Origin of the sequence: Kosakonia sp. LAM2021 (genome assembly GCF_016620385.1) — a bacterium.
GTDB lineage: Bacteria > Pseudomonadota > Gammaproteobacteria > Enterobacterales > Enterobacteriaceae > Kosakonia > Kosakonia sacchari.
The window spans coordinates 163,135-183,628 of sequence record NZ_JAENHT010000006.1; the positions used below are offsets into that span (position 1 = coordinate 163,135).

General features: G+C 55.2%; 22 protein-coding genes and 1 other RNA gene. 11 read left to right on the plus strand and 12 right to left on the minus strand.

Annotated elements, in window-relative coordinates; genetic code table 11:
* Positions 1-13: 13 nt before the first annotated feature.
* Positions 14-406 (plus strand): nuclear transport factor 2 family protein, encoded by a 393-nt coding sequence (locus JKP81_RS14690; RefSeq protein WP_200552324.1) that lies wholly within the window; start codon positions 14-16, stop codon positions 404-406.
* Here the strand turns inward: JKP81_RS14690 and JKP81_RS14695 are convergent.
* The 6 genes from JKP81_RS14695 to JKP81_RS14720 form a co-directional block, all read right to left on the minus strand.
* Entirely contained in the window at positions 386-1,138 is a 753-nt protein-coding gene (locus JKP81_RS14695; RefSeq protein ID WP_200552325.1) for a glutamine amidotransferase, read from the minus strand. The genes JKP81_RS14690 and JKP81_RS14695 overlap by 21 nt on opposite strands.
* A gap of 437 nt (positions 1,139-1,575) precedes the next feature.
* Positions 1,576-1,954: RNase P RNA component class A (rnpB, locus tag JKP81_RS14700), an RNA gene on the minus strand.
* A 32-nt stretch (positions 1,955-1,986) separates the two neighbouring features.
* Positions 1,987-3,132, minus strand: a complete 1,146-nt coding sequence (gene garK / locus JKP81_RS14705; RefSeq protein ID WP_200552326.1) for a glycerate 2-kinase — start codon at positions 3,130-3,132, stop codon at positions 1,987-1,989.
* A gap of 103 nt (positions 3,133-3,235) precedes the next feature.
* The gene (gene garR / locus JKP81_RS14710) at positions 3,236-4,126 is read right to left on the minus strand and encodes a 2-hydroxy-3-oxopropionate reductase (RefSeq protein ID WP_200552327.1); all 891 of its coding nucleotides are present in this window, start codon (positions 4,124-4,126) and stop codon (positions 3,236-3,238) included.
* 31 nt (positions 4,127-4,157) lie between these two features.
* The gene (gene garL / locus JKP81_RS14715; RefSeq protein ID WP_200552328.1) at positions 4,158-4,928 is read right to left on the minus strand and encodes a 2-dehydro-3-deoxyglucarate aldolase; all 771 of its coding nucleotides are present in this window, start codon (positions 4,926-4,928) and stop codon (positions 4,158-4,160) included.
* A 25-nt stretch (positions 4,929-4,953) separates the two neighbouring features.
* Positions 4,954-6,288: an MFS transporter gene (locus JKP81_RS14720; RefSeq protein WP_200552329.1), complete on the minus strand. Its 1,335-nt coding sequence runs from the start codon at positions 6,286-6,288 to the stop codon at positions 4,954-4,956.
* A gap of 422 nt (positions 6,289-6,710) precedes the next feature.
* Between JKP81_RS14720 and garD the strand changes: the two genes are divergently transcribed.
* Positions 6,711-8,282 carry a galactarate dehydratase gene (gene garD / locus JKP81_RS14725; RefSeq protein WP_200552330.1) on the plus strand — a complete coding sequence of 524 codons (1,572 nt, stop codon included), beginning with the start codon at positions 6,711-6,713 and terminating at the stop codon, positions 8,280-8,282.
* Between the two features lie 73 nt (positions 8,283-8,355).
* Here garD and rsmI read toward each other — a convergent pair whose 3' ends face one another.
* Positions 8,356-9,219: a 16S rRNA (cytidine(1402)-2'-O)-methyltransferase gene (rsmI, locus tag JKP81_RS14730; protein ID WP_200552331.1), complete on the minus strand. Its 864-nt coding sequence runs from the start codon at positions 9,217-9,219 to the stop codon at positions 8,356-8,358.
* 62 nt (positions 9,220-9,281) lie between these two features.
* Here rsmI and JKP81_RS14735 point away from each other — a divergent pair, with 62 nt between their 5' ends.
* From JKP81_RS14735 to dolP, 4 genes are read left to right on the plus strand one after another with little or no spacing between them, the layout of a single operon-like run.
* Complete coding sequence (locus tag JKP81_RS14735; RefSeq protein WP_200552332.1) at positions 9,282-11,417, plus strand: penicillin-binding protein activator; 2,136 nt, start codon at positions 9,282-9,284, stop codon at positions 11,415-11,417.
* Entirely contained in the window at positions 11,375-11,770 is a 396-nt protein-coding gene (locus JKP81_RS14740; protein ID WP_200552333.1) for a YraN family protein, read from the plus strand. The genes JKP81_RS14735 and JKP81_RS14740 overlap by 43 nt, the downstream gene beginning before the upstream one ends.
* Before the next feature lie 22 nt (positions 11,771-11,792).
* Complete coding sequence (gene diaA / locus JKP81_RS14745; protein ID WP_040016590.1) at positions 11,793-12,383, plus strand: DnaA initiator-associating protein DiaA; 591 nt, start codon at positions 11,793-11,795, stop codon at positions 12,381-12,383.
* A 9-nt stretch (positions 12,384-12,392) separates the two neighbouring features.
* Entirely contained in the window at positions 12,393-12,968 is a 576-nt protein-coding gene (dolP, locus tag JKP81_RS14750; RefSeq protein ID WP_017457372.1) for a division/outer membrane stress-associated lipid-binding lipoprotein, read from the plus strand.
* A gap of 58 nt (positions 12,969-13,026) precedes the next feature.
* Here dolP and JKP81_RS14755 read toward each other — a convergent pair whose 3' ends face one another.
* Positions 13,027-14,064, minus strand: a complete 1,038-nt coding sequence (locus tag JKP81_RS14755) for a permease (protein WP_017457371.1) — start codon at positions 14,062-14,064, stop codon at positions 13,027-13,029.
* A 51-nt stretch (positions 14,065-14,115) separates the two neighbouring features.
* Positions 14,116-14,769, minus strand: a complete 654-nt coding sequence (locus JKP81_RS14760) for an NAD(P)H-binding protein (protein ID WP_200552334.1) — start codon at positions 14,767-14,769, stop codon at positions 14,116-14,118.
* Positions 14,770-14,889: 120 nt separating this feature from the next.
* Between JKP81_RS14760 and JKP81_RS14765 the strand changes: the two genes are divergently transcribed.
* Complete coding sequence (locus JKP81_RS14765) at positions 14,890-15,408, plus strand: type 1 glutamine amidotransferase (RefSeq protein WP_200552335.1); 519 nt, start codon at positions 14,890-14,892, stop codon at positions 15,406-15,408.
* Here JKP81_RS14765 and JKP81_RS14770 read toward each other — a convergent pair.
* Positions 15,394-15,831, minus strand: coding sequence for a YhbP family protein (locus tag JKP81_RS14770; protein ID WP_200552336.1), 438 nt, complete (start codon positions 15,829-15,831; stop codon positions 15,394-15,396). The two genes, JKP81_RS14765 and JKP81_RS14770, sit on opposite strands and share 15 nt — an antisense overlap.
* A 14-nt stretch (positions 15,832-15,845) precedes the next feature.
* On the opposite strand from JKP81_RS14770, the gene JKP81_RS14775 reads away from it, so the two are divergent.
* A complete protein-coding gene (locus JKP81_RS14775) occupies positions 15,846-16,187 on the plus strand; it encodes a GIY-YIG nuclease family protein (protein ID WP_370568885.1) in 342 nt (113 codons plus the stop codon).
* Here JKP81_RS14775 and JKP81_RS14780 read toward each other — a convergent pair.
* Together JKP81_RS14780 and JKP81_RS14785 are read right to left on the minus strand one after the other, a co-directional pair.
* Positions 16,174-16,677, minus strand: a complete 504-nt coding sequence (locus JKP81_RS14780; RefSeq protein ID WP_200552338.1) for a GNAT family N-acetyltransferase — start codon at positions 16,675-16,677, stop codon at positions 16,174-16,176. The two genes, JKP81_RS14775 and JKP81_RS14780, sit on opposite strands and share 14 nt — an antisense overlap.
* Positions 16,671-17,195: an SCP2 domain-containing protein gene (locus JKP81_RS14785; RefSeq protein WP_200552339.1), complete on the minus strand. Its 525-nt coding sequence runs from the start codon at positions 17,193-17,195 to the stop codon at positions 16,671-16,673. The genes JKP81_RS14780 and JKP81_RS14785 overlap by 7 nt, the downstream gene beginning before the upstream one ends.
* A gap of 239 nt (positions 17,196-17,434) precedes the next feature.
* Between JKP81_RS14785 and JKP81_RS14790 the strand changes: the two genes are divergently transcribed.
* From JKP81_RS14790 to JKP81_RS14800, 3 genes are all read left to right on the plus strand, one after another.
* Positions 17,435-18,430, plus strand: coding sequence for a peptidase U32 family protein (locus JKP81_RS14790; RefSeq protein ID WP_020455407.1), 996 nt, complete (start codon positions 17,435-17,437; stop codon positions 18,428-18,430).
* A 7-nt stretch (positions 18,431-18,437) separates the two neighbouring features.
* Positions 18,438-19,316, plus strand: a complete 879-nt coding sequence (locus tag JKP81_RS14795) for a U32 family peptidase (protein WP_200552340.1) — start codon at positions 18,438-18,440, stop codon at positions 19,314-19,316.
* Between the two features lie 140 nt (positions 19,317-19,456).
* On the plus strand, positions 19,457-20,464 hold the full coding sequence (locus JKP81_RS14800) for a luciferase-like monooxygenase (RefSeq protein WP_200552341.1): 1,008 nt from the start codon (positions 19,457-19,459) through the stop codon (positions 20,462-20,464).
* Positions 20,465-20,494: the final 30 nt, after the last annotated feature.

Consider the following 20,494-nt stretch of genomic DNA (forward strand, 5'->3'; position numbering starts at 1 on the left):
AATGAGGACAACAATGATGGATATCACCCAACGTATCGCCCTGGCTTTGCAAAGCGTCGTTTGCCACCCGGAACATAACGAAGCGAAAATCCGCGAATTCTTCTCGCCGGATTATCAACAAGTTGTCGACGGGCAGTCGCTGGATTTCACGGGATTTGTTGAGCATATGGCAAAGCTCAAACATCTGACGCACGCCATTAACCTAACGGTGGTCGCCATTGCCGGGCAAAACAATGACGTATTGACGCACCATTTTGTAGCAGTGAGTAAGAAAGATGGCGCTCAGGCACACATTGACGTGTTTGCGCATTTCACGCTGGAGAACGGGCTAATCACCCGCTGCGAGGAGTTAACCCGGCTGGTGCAGGGTACGGCGCAAGACCGTTCACTGGGCAGCATTCGGTAACAGCGTGTTGTTGCGCTCGGTCACGTCCTGCACGAAACGCCGCAGGATCTCCGCCGCTCCCGGCGCGGGCAGCACACCGGCGACTAAGCTGTCGGCATCAGTACCCTCTTTTTCGATATGCGCGCGGTTCAAACGCAGCAGATCGGTCGCGATTTCCGGCGTCATTTCCGGGTGAAACTGCACCGAAATGGCCCGCGGCCCGTAGCGAACGATCTGATGATTATCATGCGCGGAAGAGGCCAGTACCGATGCGCCTTCAGGCAGTCGCGTCACGGTTTGTCGGTGCGTCAGGTGAGCAGGGAAACTTTCAGAAAGGTGGCTGAGTAACGGATCGTTTAGCGCCGAGGCGTGCAAATAAACGGTTTTCGTCCCCGCCTCGCGCCCCTGCGGATGGTATTCAACATTCCCGCCTAAGGCCCAGGACATCAGTTGATGGCCATAGCACACGCCAAACAGCGGCATCTCAACCGCAATGGCTTCACGGATCCATTCTGCGGTTTTCTCGCTCCACGGCAACCTGTCGGAAACCATCGCCCATGAACCGGTAATGATCGCCGCCCGGCGCGCATCCGGGGCTGGCAGCGTTTCGCCTTCAAAGACGCGAACCACATCCACCTCTTCAGGAGCACAACCAAGAGCCCGGCAAAACCAATGCGGAACATCCCCGTGGGCGTCACGTAAAGGCTTCGGGGCATCCCCCATCTGAATAATGATCAATGATTTTTGTTCCATGACGCCAGCGACTCCCGCGATGTTAGTTTCAAAACCGTTTAAGAACATGTTAGCGCTTTTCACCAGACTTCCGACGGGATATTTATTTATAAGGTTAGCAGTACCGGTGCTTAACGGTACGACGCGCGCAACAGCAAAATGCCTGCAAGTTGCCAACTTCCGCACGCAAAAACCCCGCAAGATTGCTCCTGCGGGGGTCTTTAAGAGTCGAAACTGACCGATAAGCCGCGTTCTTTCATAGAAAGTGGAGTGGACAGTCATTCATCTTGCCTGTATCAGAAAGCAAAACCCCCGCAAGATTGCTCCTGCGGGGGTCTTTAAGAGTCGAAACTGACCGATAAGCCGCATTCTTTCATCGAAAGCGGAGTGGACAGTCATTTATCGTCCAGCACCAAAAGCAAAACCCCCGCAAGATTGCTCCTGCGGGGGTCTTTAAGAGTCGAAACTGACCGATAAGCCGGGTTCTGTCGTGGACAGTCATTCATCTAGGCCAGCAATCGCTCACTGGCTCAAGCAGCCTACCCGGGTTCAGTACGGGCCGTACCTTGTGAACCCCTATTTGGCCTTGCTCCGGGTGGAGTTTACCGTGCCGCGAACTGTTGCCAGACGCGCGGTGCGCTCTTACCGCACCCTTTCACCCTTACCTGATCCCACTTGCGTGGGCCATCGGCGGTTTGCTCTCTGTTGCACTGGTCGTAGGCTTGCGCCTCCCAGGCGTTACCTGGCACCCTGCCCTATGGAGCCCGGACTTTCCTCCCCTCCGCCCGTCTCCCCCGAAGAGGACGACGACGAAGCGGCGACTGTCTGGTCAGCTTCGGCGCGCAGTATAGAGGGTTTGCTTGCGCCTGTCACCCTTCCGTCAACATTCCCACCTGCAAGGTGGCGGCAATATTGCGCGATGCGCGATAAATATTGTCAAACGCGCCACGAAACGCCTCTTCCAGCGTGCCGATGCTGGTCAGTACGCTAAATACCGCGTCAATGCCGTACTGGTGAACCACGCCCACATCGCTGGTCAAACTCCCGGCGATACCGATCACCGGCTTGTGGTATTTTTTGGCGACATGCGCCACGCCCACCGGCACTTTGCCGTGAATACTCTGGCTGTCGATGCGCCCTTCGCCCGTCACGACCAGTGTGCAATCGTGAATATGCTCTTCAAGATTGAGTGCCTGCGTCACGATCTCAATGCCGCTGCGCAATTCCGCGCCGAGAAAAGCCATCAGCGCCGCGCCCATGCCGCCCGCTGCGCCGGAGCCAGGCACGTTTTTCACATCAACGCGCAATGATTTTTTAATGACATCCGCAAAATGACTCAGGTTACGATCCAGCTCGACAATCAACGCCTCCGTCGCCCCTTTTTGCGGACCAAAAATGCGTGATGCGCCCTGTTCGCCGATCAGCGGGTTAGTAACATCGCAGGCGACACGCAGTGTGCAGTGCTGCAAACGCGGATCGAGCCCGGAAATATCAATGGCGTTCAGGCTTATCAGACTACCGCCGCCGTAGCCGATTTCCGTCCCGTTGGCATCGGTTAGTTTCGCCCCCAGCGCCTGCACCATACCCGCGCCGCCATCGTTAGTCGCGCTACCGCCAATGCCGATAATAATTGTGGTCGCCCCCTGTTCCAGCGCGTGCAAAATAAGTTCCCCGGTGCCGCGCGAAGTGGTAATCAAAGGGTTACGTAATTCAGGTGGAACAAGCGCCAGCCCGCTCGCCGCTGCCATTTCAATAAACGCGGTTTTTCCGTCGCCAGACATCCCCCAGCAGGCTTCAACATGTTTACCCAGTGGTCCAGTGACGCGCGCGGTGTGCACCGTGCCATTTGTGGCGGCAATCATGGCTTCAACCGTACCTTCGCCACCATCCGCAACCGGAACAGAAACGTATTGAGCATCCGGGAAAATTTCCCGAAATCCTTTTTCTATCGCCTGCGCTACTTCAGTAGCTGAAAGGCTTTCTTTGTAAGAGTCTGGGGCGATTACGATTTTCATAGTTGTGAGCCTGATAGTGCCGCGCACTTCACCCTTCAGGCCAATAGCGGCCTGAAGAAGTGGATAAATAAGGAGTCAAGGGCGCAGCGCCGCGCCCTTCTTATTAACGAGTAACTTCGATCTTCGCCAGTTTCTCGTAGTAGCATGCCAGCGCGCTATGGTCGGCATTGCCCAGACCGTCAGCACGCAGCGCCTGCATCATCTCCATCACCGCAGCAGTCAGCGGCAGCTGCGCGCCCACGCCGTGCGAGGTATCCAGCGCATTGGAGAGATCTTTAATGTGCAGATCAATACGGAAACCCGGTTTGAAGTTGCGATCCATCACCATCGGCGCTTTCGCGTCCAGCACGGTGCTGCCCGCCAGACCACCACGAATTGCCTGGTAGACCAGGTCCGGGTTAACGCCCGCTTTGGTTGCCAGCGTCAGCGCTTCGGACATCGCGGCAATGTTCAGCGCCACGATCACCTGGTTTGCCAGTTTGGTGACGTTGCCCGCGCCGATATCACCGGTATGCACCACAGAACCCGCCATCGCTTTCAGCAGATCGTAATATTTGTCGAAAATCGCTTTGTCACCGCCCACCATCACGGAAAGCGTGCCGTCGATGGCTTTCGGTTCGCCGCCGCTGACCGGCGCGTCCAGCATGTCAACGCCTTTCGCTTTCAGCGCTTCGCTGATTTCACGGCTGGCCAGCGGTGCAATGGAGCTCATGTCGATAAGCACAGTACCAGGCTTCGCGCCTTCGATGATGCCGCCTTCGCCCAGCGCCACTTCTTTCACATGCGGGGAGTTCGGCAGCATGGTGATAATCACATCGCACTGCTCTGCAACGGCTTTCGCGCTGGTTACGGCTTCGGCGCCTGCGGCAATCACTTCAGCAACGGCGTCCTGGTTACGGTCCACGACCACCAGTGAGTAACCGGCTTTAATGAGGTTTTTACTCATTGGTTTACCCATGATACCCAGGCCAATGAAACCAACTTTCATCGTCATAATTGCGTCTCTCTCTTTAATGGTGGTTTGATTATTTCTTAAAGGTGTCGGCCAGCTTCTGCGTGGCTGAGCGGAACACGCCAAGGTCGCTACCAACGGCCACCACGGTCGCGCCCCATTCAAGGTAGCGGCGTGCGTCGGCTTCAACCGGCGCCAGAATGCCGCTCGGTTTGTTGTGCGCTTTGGCGCGCGCAAAAATGTGTTGAATGGTGCGCTGCACTTCCGGGTGCGCGGCGTTGCCGATGTAACCCAGCGTGGCCGCCAGATCGCTCGGGCCAACAAACACCCCGTCTACGCCGTCGGTCGCAAGGATTGCGTCGAGGTTATCCACACCCGCCTGGCTTTCGATCTGCACCAGAATCGTGATGTTGGCGTTGGACTGGCGGAAATAATCCGGCACGGTGCCGAACATGTTGGCGCGGTGCGAAACAGAGACGCCGCGAATGCCTTCCGGCGGATAACGGGTCGCCGCCACGGCGTTCACCGCTTCTTCTTCGGTTTCGACAAACGGGACCAGGAAGTTATAGAAACCGATGTCCAGCAAGCGCTTGATAACCACCGGATCGTTAGTCGGAACCCGCACCACCGGCGCGCTAACGCTGCCCTTTAATGCCATTAATTGCGGTACAAAAGTGAGCACGTCGTTTGGGGCGTGTTCGCCGTCCAGCAGCAGCCAGTCAAAGCCCGCCAGGCCCAGAACTTCAGTGCTGATATGACTACCCAGCGCAGACCAACAACCGATTTGAATCTGTTGGGCCGCCAGCGCGGCCTTGAATTTGTTTGGGAAGATATCGTTATTCATCTTTTGTACCTTAATGAGTTGTTGCTTATTTCTTCAGTTCCATACGTTTGATGTCGCCAACCACGAACAGATAGCAGACCATCATCATCAGCGCTGAACAGCCTACGAACACCAACGCACCGTTGAAAGAATGCAACTCTTTAACCATGTATCCGATAACCAGCGGCGTCACGATAGAAGCCACGTTACCGAACACGTTGAATACGCCACCGCACAGACCGACAATCTCTTTCGGCGCGACATCGGAAATAACCGGCCAGCCCAGCGCGCCAAAACCTTTACCAAAGAACGCCAGCGCCATCAGGGCGATAACCAGTACGGTGTTATCGGTGTAGTTACACAGAATGATGCTTGAAGCCAGTAACATCCCAACCACGATAGGGAATTTACGTGCCACGGTCAGCGAGGAACCGCGCTTAATCAGGTAATCCGAGAAAAATCCGCCCAGCACGCCACCAGCAAAACCGCACAGCGCCGGAATGGAGGCAACAAACCCGACCTTGAGGATCGACATGCCTTTTTCCTGTACCAGATAAATCGGGAACCAGGTCAGGAAAAACCAGGTAATGGTGTTCAGGAAGTACTGGCCAAAAAACACGCCAAGCATCATACGGTTGCACAGCAGTTGCTTGATGTAATCCATTTTAGGACCGGCGTTTTTACTGTCGTCCGTTTTTTTATGGTCCATATCCACGACCGCGCCATTTTGCTCGATGTACTCCAGCTCTTCGCGGGACATCCGAGGATGGTCAGTTGGGTTGTGGACAAATTTCACCCAAGCGAAGGTCAGCACAAAACCGATCACGCCCATCACGGTAAACACATGTTCCCAGCCCCAGGCGAAAGTCAGCCAGCCCAGCAGCGGCGAGAACAGCGCCAGAGAGAAGTACTGCGCGGAGTTAAAAATCGCAGAGGCCGTACCACGCTCTTTCGCCGGGAACCAGGCCGCAACAATGCGGGCGTTCGCAGGGAACGAAGGCGCTTCTGAGAAGCCGAGCATAAACCGCATGAAAAACATCGAAATCCCGGCCCATGCGATCGGGAAAACATCAACAAAACCCTGCAAGAAGGTGAAGAGTGACCAGAAAAACAGACTGTAGGTATAAACCTTTTTCGAGCCGAAGCGGTCAAGCAACCAGCCGCCTGGGATTTGCATCAGCAGGTAAGCCCAGCCGAATGCAGAAAAGATGTAGCCCATCGAGACAGAATCAAGTTGCAGCTCTTTCGCAACCTCTGTCCCGGCAATGGACAGCGTAGCGCGGTCTGCATAGTTCACAGCAGTAACAATAAATATAATCAGCAAAATTAAATAACGGGTGGGTAAGCCCCGTTTTGTTTCAACGGCATGTTCAACAGTCATTTTAATTTCCTCGGGCACCGCTAACTTTAAAATATAATTATTGTGATGTTTCTTATCTGATTTTATTTAAGCACTCGAAACTATTATCAGATAATTGGCACTTCGATTTTATTAGCCCTCAGTATAATCAGCGCCATGATGTCACACATTGGAGGGTTGCTCAATTTTAACCTTTTACGAAAAGAATAATTTGAGCATATGCACATACGCCTGGGCGCTAATGCACAGATCTTGCATTAGACAGCCCCGCCAGACGGGAGATCACAATAATAAGTGATGCAGATCACATTTTATTATTTAAACTCCTGACATTCTTATTTCAGCAAATGAGATTTTTATTTCTGATATTAATTACAGAATAAAGAATGGTTCCTCTTTTTATTGAGTAATGCATCGTACAGTTAGCTGGAGATTACTTAACAATGTCCGACATTGAAATTAGACAGCAACCGCCAGGGGCGTTTTATATTAAGGTACACGACACGGATAATGTCGCGATCATCGTTAATGACAATGGCTTAAAAGCGGGAACACGTTTTCCGGATGGACTTGAGCTTATTGAACATATCCCGCAAGGCCATAAAGTGGCGCTGGTCGATATTCCCCATCACGGTGAAATCGTACGTTACGGCGAAGTGATTGGTTACGCTGTACGCGACATTGCACGCGGTAGCTGGATTGATGAATCTACCGTTGAGCTGCCAAAAGCGCCGCCGCTGAACACGCTGCCGCTGGCGACCAAAGTCCCTGAACCGCTGCCGCCGCTGGAAGGTTACACCTTCGAAGGCTACCGCAATGCGGACGGCAGCGTCGGCACCAAAAACCTGCTGGGCATCACCACCAGCGTGCATTGCGTGGCGGGCGTTGTCGATTATGTCGTGAAGATTATCGAACGCGATCTGCTGCCAAAATACCCGAATGTGGACGGCGTCGTCGGTCTGAACCATCTCTATGGCTGCGGCGTGGCGATTAACGCGCCGGCTGCGGTGATCCCGATTCGTACTATCCACAACCTTGCGCTGAACCCGAACTTTGGCGGTGAAGTCATGGTGATTGGTCTCGGTTGTGAAAAATTACAGCCGGAACGTCTGCTGCAAGGCACCGAAGATGTGCAGGCCATTCCGGTCGACAGCGCCAGCATTGTGCGTTTGCAGGATGAACACCATGTAGGTTTTCGCTCAATGGTGGACGACATTCTGCAAGTGGCTGAACGCCACCTGGTGAAGCTCAATCAGCGCAAACGTGAAACCTGCCCGGCCTCCGAACTGGTTGTCGGCATGCAGTGCGGCGGCAGCGATGCGTTCTCCGGCGTTACTGCTAACCCGGCGGTTGGTTTTGCATCGGACCTGATTATTCGCTGCGGCGGCACGGTGATGTTCTCGGAAGTGACCGAAGTGCGCGATGCGATCCACTTACTGACGCCGCGCGCCATTAACGAAGAAGTGGGCAAACGCCTGCTGGAAGAGATGGCCTGGTACGATAACTATCTTGATATGGGCAAAACCGACCGCAGCGCCAACCCCTCTCCGGGGAACAAAAAAGGCGGTCTGGCGAACGTGGTCGAGAAAGCGCTGGGGTCCATCGCGAAATCCGGTAAAAGCGCCATTTCTGAAGTGCTCTCTCCCGGCCAGCGCCCGACCAAACGCGGCCTGATTTACGCGGCAACGCCGGCGAGTGACTTCGTGTGTGGTACTCAACAGGTCTCTTCCGGGATTACGTTGCAGGTCTTCACCACTGGTCGCGGTACGCCTTACGGCCTGGTTGCGGTACCGGTGATTAAGATGGCAACGCGTACCGAACTGGCGAACCGCTGGTATGACTTAATGGATATCAACGCCGGGACGATCGCCACGGGCGAAGAGACGATTGAGGATGTGGGCTGGAAACTGTTCCACTTCATCCTGGATGTCGCCAGCGGACGTAAGAAAACCTTCTCGGATCAGTGGGGCCTGCACAACCAACTGGCAGTGTTTAACCCGGCTCCGGTGACCTGATTTTTATAAGAAAAGTAAACCTCACTTTTTAAGCATGGCTGCGGCCATGCTTTTTTTTCGTTCAGTTTGGCGCTCAGCCGTTCTGCTGTTCCAGCGCGTATTTATACAACGCGTTTTTCTTCACGCCGTGGATTTCCGCCGCCAGCGCGGCCGCTTTTTTCAGCGGCAGCTCGGTTTGCAGTAACGCCAGCGTGCGTAACGCATCGGCGGGTAACTCATCTTCCTGCGCCTTGTGCCCTTCGACGATCAGTACCATCTCGCCTTTACGGCGGTTTTCATCCTCTTTAACCCATGCCAGCAGCTCGCCCACCGGCGCACCCTGGATGGTTTCCCAGGTTTTGGTCAGCTCGCGGGCCAGTACCACGTAACGGGATCCGCCCCACACGGCGACCATATCTTCCAGGCTTTCCAGCAAGCGGTGCGTGGATTCATAGAAAATCAGCGTACGGCTTTCGGTTTCCAGCGCTTTGAGCGTATCGCGACGTCCTTTCGATTTGGCGGGCAGAAAACCTTCATAACAGAAACGATCCGATGGCAGCCCGGCGGCGCTTAACGCAGCAATGGCCGCGCAAGGCCCCGGCAGCGGCACCACGCGGATACCCGCCTCGCGGCAGGTACGCACCAGATGGTAGCCTGGATCGTTAATCAATGGCGTTCCGGCGTCGGAGACCAGCGCAATGTTCTGCCCTTCTTTTAACTTCGCCACCAGCGTTTCGGCTTTTTGCTGTTCATTATGGTCATGCAGCGCAAACAAACGGGCATTAATGGCGAAGTGCTGGAGCAATAAACCCGTGTGGCGGGTGTCTTCAGCGGCAATTAAATCAACGGCTTGTAACACGTTAAGCGCGCGCTGCGTAATATCAGCCAAATTCCCGATAGGAGTAGGTACAATATAGAGCTGACCTTGAGAATTCTCCGCCGATTCGTGTTGTTTCATTGTTTCATCCGTATTGCCGATTTAATATTGAGCATTGCGTAAAAATTATCACTGGATACAGTATGCTACCGTCAAGATTTCTACGTTCGAAAGCCACGCGCTGCCTGCCTGTGGTGCTCGCCGCCCTGCTGTTTGCAGGCTGCGGCACGCAATCGACAGACCAGAGCGCCTCGCATATGCAGGGCGAAGCCCAGGCCGATTCTGGCTATTACCTGCAGCAGATGCAGCAAAGCACAGATGATAGCAAGACCAACTGGCAATTACTCGCCATTCGTGCACTGCTGAAAGAGGGAAAAACCCAGCAGGCCAGCGAACTGTTTGCCAAGTTGCCGCAGGATCTGAGCGATAACCAGCGCAAAGAACGCACATTGCTCGCTGCCGAAATGAAACTGGCGCAGAAGGATTTTGCCGGTGCGAAGGCGCAACTCAACGAACTCGATCCCACCGATCTTGAGCAAAACCAGCAAGCGCGTTACTGGCAAATTGGCATTTCCGCCTCGCAAGGCAAACCTTCTCTGACGCTGCTGCGCGCGCTCATTGCCCAGCAACCGCTGTTGAGTAAACAAGAAGAGAAGCAGAAAAACATCGACGCCACCTGGCAAGCTCTGGCCTCCATGACGCAAGATCAAGCCAGAGCGCTGGTGATTAACGCCGATGAAGTGACGCTGCAAGGCTGGCTCGACCTGCAACGCATGTGGTTCGACAACCGCAACGACCCCAATATGTTAAAAGCGGGCATTACCGACTGGCAAACGCGCTACCCGCAAAACCCGGCGGCGAAAATGCTGCCTACGCAGTTGTCGAACCTGCAAAACTTTAAACCGGCAGCAACCAACAAAATCGCGCTGCTGTTACCGCTAAATGGTCAGGCATCGGTATTTAGCCGCGCTATCCAGCAAGGTTTTGAAGCGGCGAAAAACGGCATCGCCCCGGTTTCCGGCCCGGCGGTTCCGCAGCAAGTTGCGCAGGCCGCCAGCGCAGCCGTTGTCAGCCCATCAGACGCTAACGTGAATGATCTGACTAACGCCCCGGCGCAGCAAAATGCGGCTGCACCGGATGCACAACAAGCGCAAGCGCCGGATAGCGCAGCGCAAAGTGATGCAGCAACAAATTCTGCCGCCGCTGCCCAGCCGGATCCAGCAGCCACAACGCCTACTCAGCCGACCGACGCCAATGCGACGCAACCGGTCGCCGCACCTGCGGTGGCAGGCACGCCAGCGAACCCCGGTGCTGAGCTGAAAGTTTACGATACCAGCGCGCAGCCGATGGATCAGATCCTCAACCAGGTTCAGCAAGACGGCGCCAGTATCGTGGTTGGCCCGCTTCTCAAAAACAACGTTGAAGAGCTGATGCGCAGCAACACGTCGCTGAACGTTCTGGCGCTCAACCAGCCGGAACATGTCGAAAACCGTGCCAACATTTGTTACTTCGCCCTCTCGCCAGAGGATGAAGCTCACGATGCCGCGCGCCATATCTTTGAGCAGGGCCGTCATGCGCCGCTGCTGTTGGTGCCACGCAGCGCGTTGGGTGAACGCGTTAGTACTGCGTTTGCCGATGAGTGGAAAAAACTGGGCGGCGGCGTGGTGCTGGCGCAGAAATTTGGATCCACCGCTGAATTGCGTATGGGGCTGAACGGTCGCTCTGGTATCGCCCTGACCGGTAGCCCGGTTGCCTCCAGCCTGCCACAGCAGCCAGGCGTGACGGTTGGCGGTCTGAATATTCCGGCTCCGCCGACGGATGCGCAAATTAGCGGTAGCGGCAGCGTTGACGCGGTATATATCGTCGCCACACAGGATGAAATCGCGCTGATTAAACCGATGATCACCCTGCGTACCGGCAGCCAGAGCGGCGTGATGCTGTACGCCAGTTCACGCAGCGCGCAGGGCGGCGCAGGTCCGGATTTCCGCCTTGAAATGGAAGGCTTGCAATTCAACGAAATTCCGATGCTTGCCGGGGCAAACCCGTCGCTGATGCAGCAAGCGCTGAAGAGCGTGAATAACGACTACTCGCTGGCGCGTCTGTACGCAATGGGCGCGGATGCCTGGTCGCTGGCGAATAACTTCTCGCAAATGCGTCAGGTGCCGGGTTTCGAGCTGAATGGCAATACCGGCGATTTAACGGCTACACAGGATTGCGTGATCAACAGGAAGTTGTCATGGCTCAAATACCAACAGGGGCAAATCGTCCCGGCGAATTAAGCCGTAAGCAGACCGGCGACGTGTGGGAAGGGAAAGCGCGTCACCTGCTGGAAAGCAAAGGACTGCACTTTATCGCCGCCAATGTGCGCGAGCGCGGCGGCGAAATCGATCTGATAATGCGACACGGCAAGACGACCGTGTTTATTGAAGTGCGCTATCGAAAGTCGGCGCGTTTTGGCGGTGCGGCAAGCAGCGTCACTCGTGCCAAGCAAGCCAAACTGCTACATACCGCGCGTTTATGGCTGGCCCGGCACAATGGGAGTTTTGACACTGTGGATTGCCGGTTTGATGTGGTAGCCTTCACCGAAAATGATGTTGAGTGGATACCCAACGCCTTTAACGACCACTCATGATTGCTCAATGATAGGGATTACCGTGCTCGAACGAATTAAAGTCTGCTTTACGGAAAGCATTCAAACCCAAATTGCGGCGGCGGAAGCGCTACCTGATGCCATTTCCCGAGCAGCCATGACGATGGTTCACTCCCTGCTGAATGGCAACAAAATCCTCTGTTGTGGCAACGGTACATCTGCCGCCAACGCACAGCATTTTGCTGCCAGCATGATCAACCGTTTTGAAACAGAACGACCTAGTTTACCTGCCATTGCACTTAATACCGATAATGTGGTCTTAACCGCGATAGCAAATGACCGTCTGCATGATGAAATTTATGCCAAGCAGGTTCGGGCGCTCGGCCATACCGGCGATATTTTGTTGGCCATCTCAACGCGTGGTAACAGTCGCGATATCGTTAAAGCCGTCGAAGCGGCGGTGACGCGCGATATGTCGATCATTGCGTTGACGGGCTACGATGGTGGCGAGCTGGCGGGTCTGCTGGGGCCGCAGGATGTGGAAATTCGTATTCCTTCCCACCGCAGCGCGCGCATCCAGGAAATGCATATGCTGACGGTAAATTGCTTATGCGATCTAATTGATAATACGCTTTTTCCTCACCAGGATGATTAAGGAGTACACATGAAGGCATTTACGCCCCTCGCAGTCCTTATTTCCGCGCTGCTATTACAGGGTTGTGTTGGCGCAGTGGTGGTAGGTTCCGCAGCCGTGGGCACAAAAGCCGCGACGGATCCGCGAACCGTTGGCACCCAGGTGGATGACAGCACGCTGGAGCTGCGCGTGAATAGCGCGCTGTCGAAAGACGAACAAATTAAGAAAGAAGCGCGTGTTAACGTCACCGCCTACCAGGGGAAAGTGCTGCTGACCGGCCAGGCGCCGAATACCGATCTCTCTTCGCGGGCAAAACAGATTGCCGTTGGTGTGGAAGGGACAACCGAAGTCTTTAACGAGATCCGCCAGGGTCAGCCGATTGGTCTGGGTACGGCCTCTTCCGATACCTGGATCACCACCAAAGTGCGCTCGCAGTTGCTGAGCAGCGACCAGGTGAAATCGTCAAACGTGAAAGTGACGACGGAAAATGGTGAAGTGTTCCTGATGGGGCTGGTCACCGAGCGTGAAGGCCGTGCCGCCGCGGATATCGCCAGTCGCGTGAGCGGGGTGAAACACGTAACAACCGCCTTTACCCTGCTTAAATAAACCCGCAGTCATGAAAAAGCCCGGTAAAACCGGGCTTTTTTTTCGCGCATAAACTGGCTTACAGCAGCGCAATAATACCGGTAATCACTCCGCACAACGCCACGAGGCCGCCGGTCAGCCACAGGGCTTTCGCCGGGAAAGATTTACGCAGCATAACGAGCGATGGCAGGCTAACCGCCGGCAGCGTAATCAGCAGCGCCAGGGCAGGCGCCATGCCCATCCCCGCCAGCATCATGGTTTGCACAATGGGAATTTCTGCCGCCGTTGGGATAACAAACAAGCAACCGACAATCGCCATCGCAATCACCCACAGCAATGTGTTATCCACCGCGCCATCCGCATGCGGGAACAGCCAGACGCGCGCCGCACCGAGAACCAGCACCGCGAGGATATAGACCGGAATGGTGCTCCAGAACAGTTGCCATAACGCCTTGCCCCAGCGCGCCATAAAGCTGCCCTGCGGCTCCGGTAAGGTGATTTCCACCGGCTCTGACTGTTGCGGGCTATCTTTCACCAGCATCTGTACCAGTGTTGCCACGCCGAGCACAGTGACCAGACCGGCAACCAGGCGGATTGCCGCGAAATGCCAGCCAAGCACAAACCCCATAAACACCAGCGTCGCCGGGTTCAGCAGCGGGTTGCCCATCCAGAACGCCAGCGCACCGCCCATGGATACGCGCTGACGCCGCATGCCTGCCGCCACCGGGGCCGCACAGCAAGAACACATCATGCCAGGCAGAGAAAATAACGTACCAAACAAGGTGCCGCTAAAGCGCTTTTGCCCCAGCGTGCGCAGCAACCAGTCGCGCGGGATAAGCACCTGAATCAGCGAACCGAGCAGCACGCCGAGTACGGCAGCTTTCCAGACTGCGAGAAAATAGACCATGGCATAATCAAGCGCCGCCTGAAACGGGCTGGAGTCGGCCTGGGAAAGAATGGATTTACCGATGCTGTGCGTCTCGGCGGCGGTGAATGCTTTGCCGTAATAAGGCTGCCATTTCACATACCAAAGACCAACGATAACAACAAGAAAGAACAGAGCGGGTTTCCACCATTGAACAGGTGTCGCCGCTTGAGGTGAAGACTGACCAGTCATAACATTCCCCGGGGATATATTTATAAGCCCGAGAATAGTACGCCGTGATAACTATTTTGCCAATGAGCTATCCGCTGCGATCGCCCGTAGCTGCGCGGATTTCACCACACGCGTGGGCTGGTTTGAAGGCAAAAATGCCAGCGCCAGCATTGCGCGGGCAACATCGTAGGCGGAAATCGACTTCCAGTTGCCCGGCAACAGACGAAAAAGCGGTGCCAGCAACGATTCATTGACCCGTTTTTTCTCCCGATCCCCCAGCAGCATTGACGGTCGGACGATGGTCAGCGACGGCCACTGTTGTGCCATCAACGCGTTTTCCATCTCACCTTTCACGTGATTGTAGAAAAACGGCGAGCGCGCGTTTGCCCCCATTGAACTGACCACCAGCATTTGCGTCGCGCCAAGGCGCAGTCCAGCGATCGCCGTGTCCACCACCAGCGTGTAATCGGCAAGCACAAATGCCTCTTTGCTGCCCGCCTCACGCCGCGTTGTGCCGAGGCAACAAAAAACCGTATCGACCGGTTCCGTCACCAGTGCCAGCGCATCACTGAGCTGGGGATCGTGCGGGTTCGCAACAACAGAGATGCCCTGTAGCGGGCGGCGAGTCGGCGCCGTGATCGCGTCAATGCGCGGGTCGCTGTTCATCAACCGCAACAGATGTCCGCCAACCAGACCGGTGGCACCGGTGATTAATACACGTTGCATCGTTCCCCCCTTTGCAGATGAATCTGTGTTGCAATGTCAGCCTGCTGAACCAGGCTTAATGTTCTGGTGAGTTATCAGTATGCATAACTCCCTTTCTGAAGCCAAAACAACGGAGGAAGTATGAGCAAGAAAATCGCTGTCTTGATCACCGACGAGTTTGAAGATTCAGAATTCACCTCTCCGGCGCATGAATTTCGCAAGGCCGGTCATGAAGTTATTACGATTGAGAAACAGGCCGGGAAAACCATTCACGGCAAAAAGGGCGAAGCGGAAGTGGTAATTGATAAAGCCATTGATGAAGTGCGCCCGGCAGACTTTGATGCGCTGCTGCTGCCGGGAGGACATTCGCCTGACTATCTGCGCGGCGACGATCGTTTTGTGACCTTCACGCGGGATTTCATCAGCGCCGGGAAACCGGTCTTCGCCATTTGCCACGGTCCACAATTGCTGATCAGCGCCGATGCGATACGCGGGCGTAAGCTCACGGCGGTGAAACCGATTGTGGTGGATGTGAAAAACGCCGGGGGTGAGTTCTACGACCAGGAAGTGGTGGTCGATAAAGATCAGCTGGTTACCAGCCGTACTCCCGATGATTTGCCCGCGTTTAACCGCGAAGCACTGCGTTTATTGGGTGCCTGAGTCGCGGATCCAGTGCAGTTTTTTACCAAAGCCCAGCGTGTTATCGGTGAACTTTAGTTCATGAAGGCGAATCTCCCACATCGGGGCAGATAACATGCGGGCGACCGGAAAGCGACGATTGTACTTCGCACGCAATGTCGCACTCTCCTCGCCGTCAAGGCGGCGGATCTCACCGGTGAACTGCACGCCGCGAATCAGCGCCACGGTTTTTGGCTGGCCGTTTACCGTGCCTGCCACCTGCGCGTTCAAACCCGTCATCTGTGCATGGCGGGTTTGATCTTCACTGAGAATATAAAACGCGACCGCTTGCGGATCGTAAAAATAGAACGCGTTCGCACACCACAACTCTCCCCGATTCGCCACACACCAGGTAACAACATGCTGCTTCGCCAGCCAGCGATTAATGGCTGCAAGAGTCTCCATTTTTTCCCTTCCCCATGTTATTTTTCTTTCACATTAACATACTGAACATCGTCATGACGCCCTGGTTTCTTTATCTTATTCGCACCGCTGACAACATGCTCTACACCGGCATTACCACCGATGTCGCACGGCGTTTTACCCAACATCAATCCGGGAAAGGCGCAAAAGCGCTGCGGGGAAAAGGCGCGCTGGCGTTGGCTTTTTCGGCCGAGGTGGGGGAAAGGTCGCTGGCGCTGCGGCTGGAGTACCGCATTAAGCAGTTAACCAAGCGCCAGAAAGAGCGCCTCGTCGCCGGGGATGGCTCGTTCGAGGCGCTGCGGGAAAGCCTGTTAACTGTGACCGTTAAAAACGATTGAAATGATCGCTGTATTCGACCAGACCACTGACGCCATTGAACGCGTCATCCGCCAGACGATGAACTAAAAACGCGTCATGGCTTTCTGACCAGCGGCAGTGCAAATTATACTGCGCCGCCTTCTCAAACCCGAGACGGCTATAAAACGCAGGATCACCTAAAGTTACCACCGCCGCATAACCAAACTCGTTGAGTGAATCCAGCCCTTCATACACTAACTGACGCGCAATACCCTGCCCTCGGTACTGCTCATCAACGGCCAGCGGCGCAAGCCCGACCCATTGCAGCTCTTCACCGGCAACCGAAACCGGGCTAAACGCCACGTAGCCAATGACCTGGCCTTCGTCATCGGTCGCAACAAATCCCAGCGTAATCAGCCCGTCTTCGCGTAGATCGTGCACCAGCGTCGCTTCCGCTTCGCCGCCAAAACTACGGCGCAGCAGCGCGTCGATACCGGGAGCATCAATGGGAATTTCAACTCTAATCAGCATGGCTCACCTACAGAAGGTTGTGTCGTTGCAGGCGGCGCTTGCAGGCCAGCCTCAACAAATTCCGCCAGCTGCAGCAGCATCACCCGCAAGGGTTTTGGCATCTGCTCCAGCTCAATGGCGTCCATCAGGTTTTTCACGTACAGCCCAAGTTCCGTATCGCCTTCAATCACCAGACGGCGCTGGAAAAACAACGTATCGGGATCCTGCTTACGCGCAGCAATCATCAGCAAATCGCTGGCGTCCGCGCTGAAGCTGACATCCGCATCGGCAGATTCACGCACAATCATCTGCCCATCTGCAACAGAGGTATACCACGTCAGGCCAATATCCCGAACCTGGATACTTAACCAGCGGCCTTCAAGAAACTCAAGTTCTCCGTCCACCAGCGCCTGTTGGAATTGCCAACGCAGCACCTGCTCCAGCACCTGACGTTTGATGGCGAAAGGCGTCAGTTTAACCGGCACGCTCAATAACGACGGGCCAACGTGAACAAGACGTGAGCGCAATTTATCCAACACGAGCTTTACTCCCTGAAATGATAATGACTGTTATTTTGCCACAATCGACAAATGGCATAGCGGCACAAATCAACAATTACGAATAAACAGCCGGGGATTATTGGCGCCATCAATACGCATTTAACTGCCTCAAATCAAAAATTGTCGCTGACAGGTTAACTAAAATCCCAGTTCATTAACAACTTAGCGACCCCACGGGGTACATCCGGGCCATAGCGCCCCTGATTGCAGGATACACTATGGAGTTGCTCTGCCCTGCCGGAAACCTTCCGGCGCTGAAGGCGGCCATCGAAAACGGTGCCGATGCTGTGTATATCGGCCTGAAAGATGACACCAACGCCCGCCATTTCGCCGGCCTCAATTTTACCGAGAAGAAACTGCAGGAAGCGGTCAGCTTTGTTCACCAGCACCGCCGTAAGCTGCATATCGCCATTAACACCTTTGCGCATCCTGATGGCTATCAACGCTGGGAGCGCGCCGTTGATATGGCGGCGCAGATTGGCGCTGACGCGCTGATCCTGGCGGATTTAGCGATGCTGGAATATGCAGCGGAGCGATATCCGCATATTGAGCGCCACGTCTCCGTCCAGGCTTCTGCGACCAACGAAGAGGCAATTCGTTTTTACCATCGTCACTTTGACGTGGCGCGCGTAGTGCTGCCGCGCGTGTTATCGATTCACCAGGTCAAACAGCTGGCGCGCGTCACGCCGGTGCCGCTGGAAGTGTTCGCTTTTGGCAGTCTGTGCATTATGGCGGAAGGCCGCTGCTACCTATCCTCTTACCTGACTGGTGAATCGCCCAATACCGTGGGCGCCTGTTCTCCGGCGCGTTTTGTGCGCTGGCAGCAAACGCCGCAGGGGCTGGAGTCCCGACTTAACGAAGTGCTGATTGATCGCTATCAGGATGGCGAAAACGCCGGTTACCCGACCTTATGCAAAGGCCGCTATCTGGTGGATGGCGAGCGCTATCACGCGCTGGAAGAACCCACCAGCCTCAACACGCTGGAACTGCTGCCGGAACTGCTGGCCGCCAATATTGCCTCGGTAAAAATCGAGGGGCGTCAGCGCAGCCCGGCCTATGTCAGCCAGGTGGCAAAAGTATGGCGTCAGGCAATCGACCGTTGTATGGCATCGCCGCAAGACTTTGTGCCGCAATCGGCCTGGATGGAAACGCTGGGTTCGATGTCGGAAGGCACCCAAACCACCCTCGGCGCGTATCACCGCAAATGGCAGTAGGAAAACCATGAAATATTCATTAGGGCCGGTGCTTTACTACTGGCCAAAAGAGACGCTGGAAGATTTTTACCGCCAGGCCGCCACCAGCCACGCCGATGTGATTTACCTTGGCGAAGCCGTTTGCAGCAAGCGCCGCGCCACCAAAGTGGGCGACTGGCTGGATATGGCCAAACAACTGGCGGGCAGCGGCAAGCAGGTTGTGCTTTCCACGCTGGCGCTGGTGCAGGCCTCTTCCGAATTAAACGAACTAAAACGTTACGTTGATAACGGTGAGTTTCTGCTCGAAGCCAGCGATCTGGGCGTGGTGAATATGTGCGCCGAGCGCAAGCTGCCGTTTGTCGCCGGGCATGCGCTTAACTGCTACAACGCGGTGACGCTGCGTTTACTGCTCAAGCAAGGCATGGTGCGCTGGTGCATGCCGGTTGAGCTTTCACGCGACTGGCTGAAAAACTTGCTCGATCAGTGTGATTCCCTGGGTATTCGCCAACAATTTGAAGTGGAAGTGCTGAGCTACGGTCATCTGCCGCTGGCTTACTCCGCGCGCTGCTTTACTGCCCGCTCCGAAGACAGGCCCAAAGATGAGTGCGAAACCTGCTGCATTAAATACCCGAACGGGCGCAGCATTCTTTCGCAAGAGAACCAGCAAGTCTTTGTGCTGAACGGCATCCAGACAATGAGCGGCTATGTTTACAATCTGGGTAATGAGCTGACTTCGATGAAGGGGCTTGTGGATATGGTGCGCCTGTCGCCGATGGGTAACGAGACATTTGCTATGCTCGACGCATTTCAGGCTAATGAAACGGGTAATGCGCCGCTGCCGCTGGCGTCTAATAGCGATTGCAACGGCTACTGGCGCAAGCTGCCGGGGCTGGTTCTTCAACAGTAAAAAGCTCACTTTGTTAACAAGAATTGTCGCAAGTTAATGCAGTATGAAAATCGCAGCTTTTCTGGCCGGGCGCGGCACATTGCGCCAGGCTGGAAGAAGACCTTCAATCTGATGACAATGCTGTAGCAAAGTGAGTGTGTATGTCTGATAAAACGATCCCTTTTTCGGTGCTTGATCTTGCGCCGATCCCTCAAAACGCCAGCGCCCGCGAGGCGTTCACTCATTCGCTGGATCTGGCGAAACTGGCCGAACGGCGCGGTTATCATCGCTACTGGCTGGCAGAACACCACAATATGACCGGTATCGCCAGCGCAGCGACTTCCGTTTTGATTGGCTATCTTGCGGCGAATACGCAAACTCTGCATTTGGGTTCCGGTGGTGTGATGCTGCCAAATCACTCGCCGCTGGTGATTGCCGAGCAGTTCGGCACATTGAATACGCTCTATCCCGGGCGCATCGATCTTGGGCTTGGCCGCGCGCCAGGTAGCGATCAGCGCACCATGATGGCGCTGCGCCGCCATATGAGCGGTGATATCGACAATTTCCCGCGTGATGTCGCCGAACTGGTGGACTGGTTTGATGCCCGCGATCCCAACCCGCATGTGCGACCGGTGCCAGGCTACGGTGAAAAAATCCCCGTCTGGCTGCTGGGCTCAAGCCTGTATAGCGCGCAACTGGCCGCACAGCTGGGCTTGCCGTTTGCCTTTGCTTCGCACTTCGCGCCGGATATGTTGTTCCAGGCGTTGCATCTTTATCGCGCCAACTTTACGCCTTCTGCGCGGCTGGAAAAACCGTACGCCATGGTGTGCATTAACATTGTCGCTGCCGACAGCAATCGCGATGCGGAATTCCTGTTTACGTCGATGCAGCAGGCGTTTGTGAAATTGCGCCGTGGTGAAAGCGCGCAGTTGCCGCCACCGATCCCCAATATGGATCAGTTCTGGTCTCCGTCGGAACAATACGGCGTGCAGCAGGCGCTGAGCATGTCGCTGGTGGGTGATAAAGCGAAAGTGCGCCACGGCCTGGAGTCAATTCTGCGGGAAACGGATGCCGACGAAATTATGGTCAACGGGCAAATTTTTGATCACCAGGCGCGGCTTTATTCGTTTGATCTGGCAATGCAGGTGAAAGAGGAACTGCTCGGTTAACGCAGAGATCCTCCTCTCCCGCAAGGGAGG

Excerpts from the sequence above, each read along its gene's own strand:
- JKP81_RS14765 (WP_200552335.1), top strand. The coding sequence starts at position 14,890 with ATGAGCAAGAAAATCGCTGTCTTGATCACCGACGAGTTTGAAGATTCA.
- JKP81_RS14790 (WP_020455407.1), top strand. The coding sequence starts at position 17,435 with ATGGAGTTGCTCTGCCCTGCCGGAAACCTTCCGGCGCTGAAGGCGGCC.
- JKP81_RS14755 (WP_017457371.1), bottom strand. The coding sequence starts at position 14,064 with ATGACTGGTCAGTCTTCACCTCAAGCGGCGACACCTGTTCAATGGTGG.
- JKP81_RS14795 (WP_200552340.1), top strand. The coding sequence starts at position 18,438 with ATGAAATATTCATTAGGGCCGGTGCTTTACTACTGGCCAAAAGAGACG.
- JKP81_RS14760 (WP_200552334.1), bottom strand. The coding sequence starts at position 14,769 with ATGCAACGTGTATTAATCACCGGTGCCACCGGTCTGGTTGGCGGACAT.
- rsmI (WP_200552331.1), bottom strand. The coding sequence starts at position 9,219 with ATGAAACAACACGAATCGGCGGAGAATTCTCAAGGTCAGCTCTATATT.
- garL (WP_200552328.1), bottom strand. The coding sequence starts at position 4,928 with ATGAATAACGATATCTTCCCAAACAAATTCAAGGCCGCGCTGGCGGCC.
- JKP81_RS14775 (WP_370568885.1), top strand. The coding sequence starts at position 15,846 with ATGTTATTTTTCTTTCACATTAACATACTGAACATCGTCATGACGCCC.
- JKP81_RS14800 (WP_200552341.1), top strand. The coding sequence starts at position 19,457 with ATGTCTGATAAAACGATCCCTTTTTCGGTGCTTGATCTTGCGCCGATC.
- garK (WP_200552326.1), bottom strand. The coding sequence starts at position 3,132 with ATGAAAATCGTAATCGCCCCAGACTCTTACAAAGAAAGCCTTTCAGCT.
- garR (WP_200552327.1), bottom strand. The coding sequence starts at position 4,126 with ATGACGATGAAAGTTGGTTTCATTGGCCTGGGTATCATGGGTAAACCA.
- JKP81_RS14695 (WP_200552325.1), bottom strand. The coding sequence starts at position 1,138 with ATGGAACAAAAATCATTGATCATTATTCAGATGGGGGATGCCCCGAAG.
- JKP81_RS14690 (WP_200552324.1), top strand. The coding sequence starts at position 14 with ATGATGGATATCACCCAACGTATCGCCCTGGCTTTGCAAAGCGTCGTT.
- garD (WP_200552330.1), top strand. The coding sequence starts at position 6,711 with ATGTCCGACATTGAAATTAGACAGCAACCGCCAGGGGCGTTTTATATT.
- JKP81_RS14735 (WP_200552332.1), top strand. The coding sequence starts at position 9,282 with ATGCTACCGTCAAGATTTCTACGTTCGAAAGCCACGCGCTGCCTGCCT.
- JKP81_RS14720 (WP_200552329.1), bottom strand. The coding sequence starts at position 6,288 with ATGACTGTTGAACATGCCGTTGAAACAAAACGGGGCTTACCCACCCGT.
- JKP81_RS14740 (WP_200552333.1), top strand. The coding sequence starts at position 11,375 with ATGGCTCAAATACCAACAGGGGCAAATCGTCCCGGCGAATTAAGCCGT.
- dolP (WP_017457372.1), top strand. The coding sequence starts at position 12,393 with ATGAAGGCATTTACGCCCCTCGCAGTCCTTATTTCCGCGCTGCTATTA.
- JKP81_RS14780 (WP_200552338.1), bottom strand. The coding sequence starts at position 16,677 with ATGCTGATTAGAGTTGAAATTCCCATTGATGCTCCCGGTATCGACGCG.
- JKP81_RS14770 (WP_200552336.1), bottom strand. The coding sequence starts at position 15,831 with ATGGAGACTCTTGCAGCCATTAATCGCTGGCTGGCGAAGCAGCATGTT.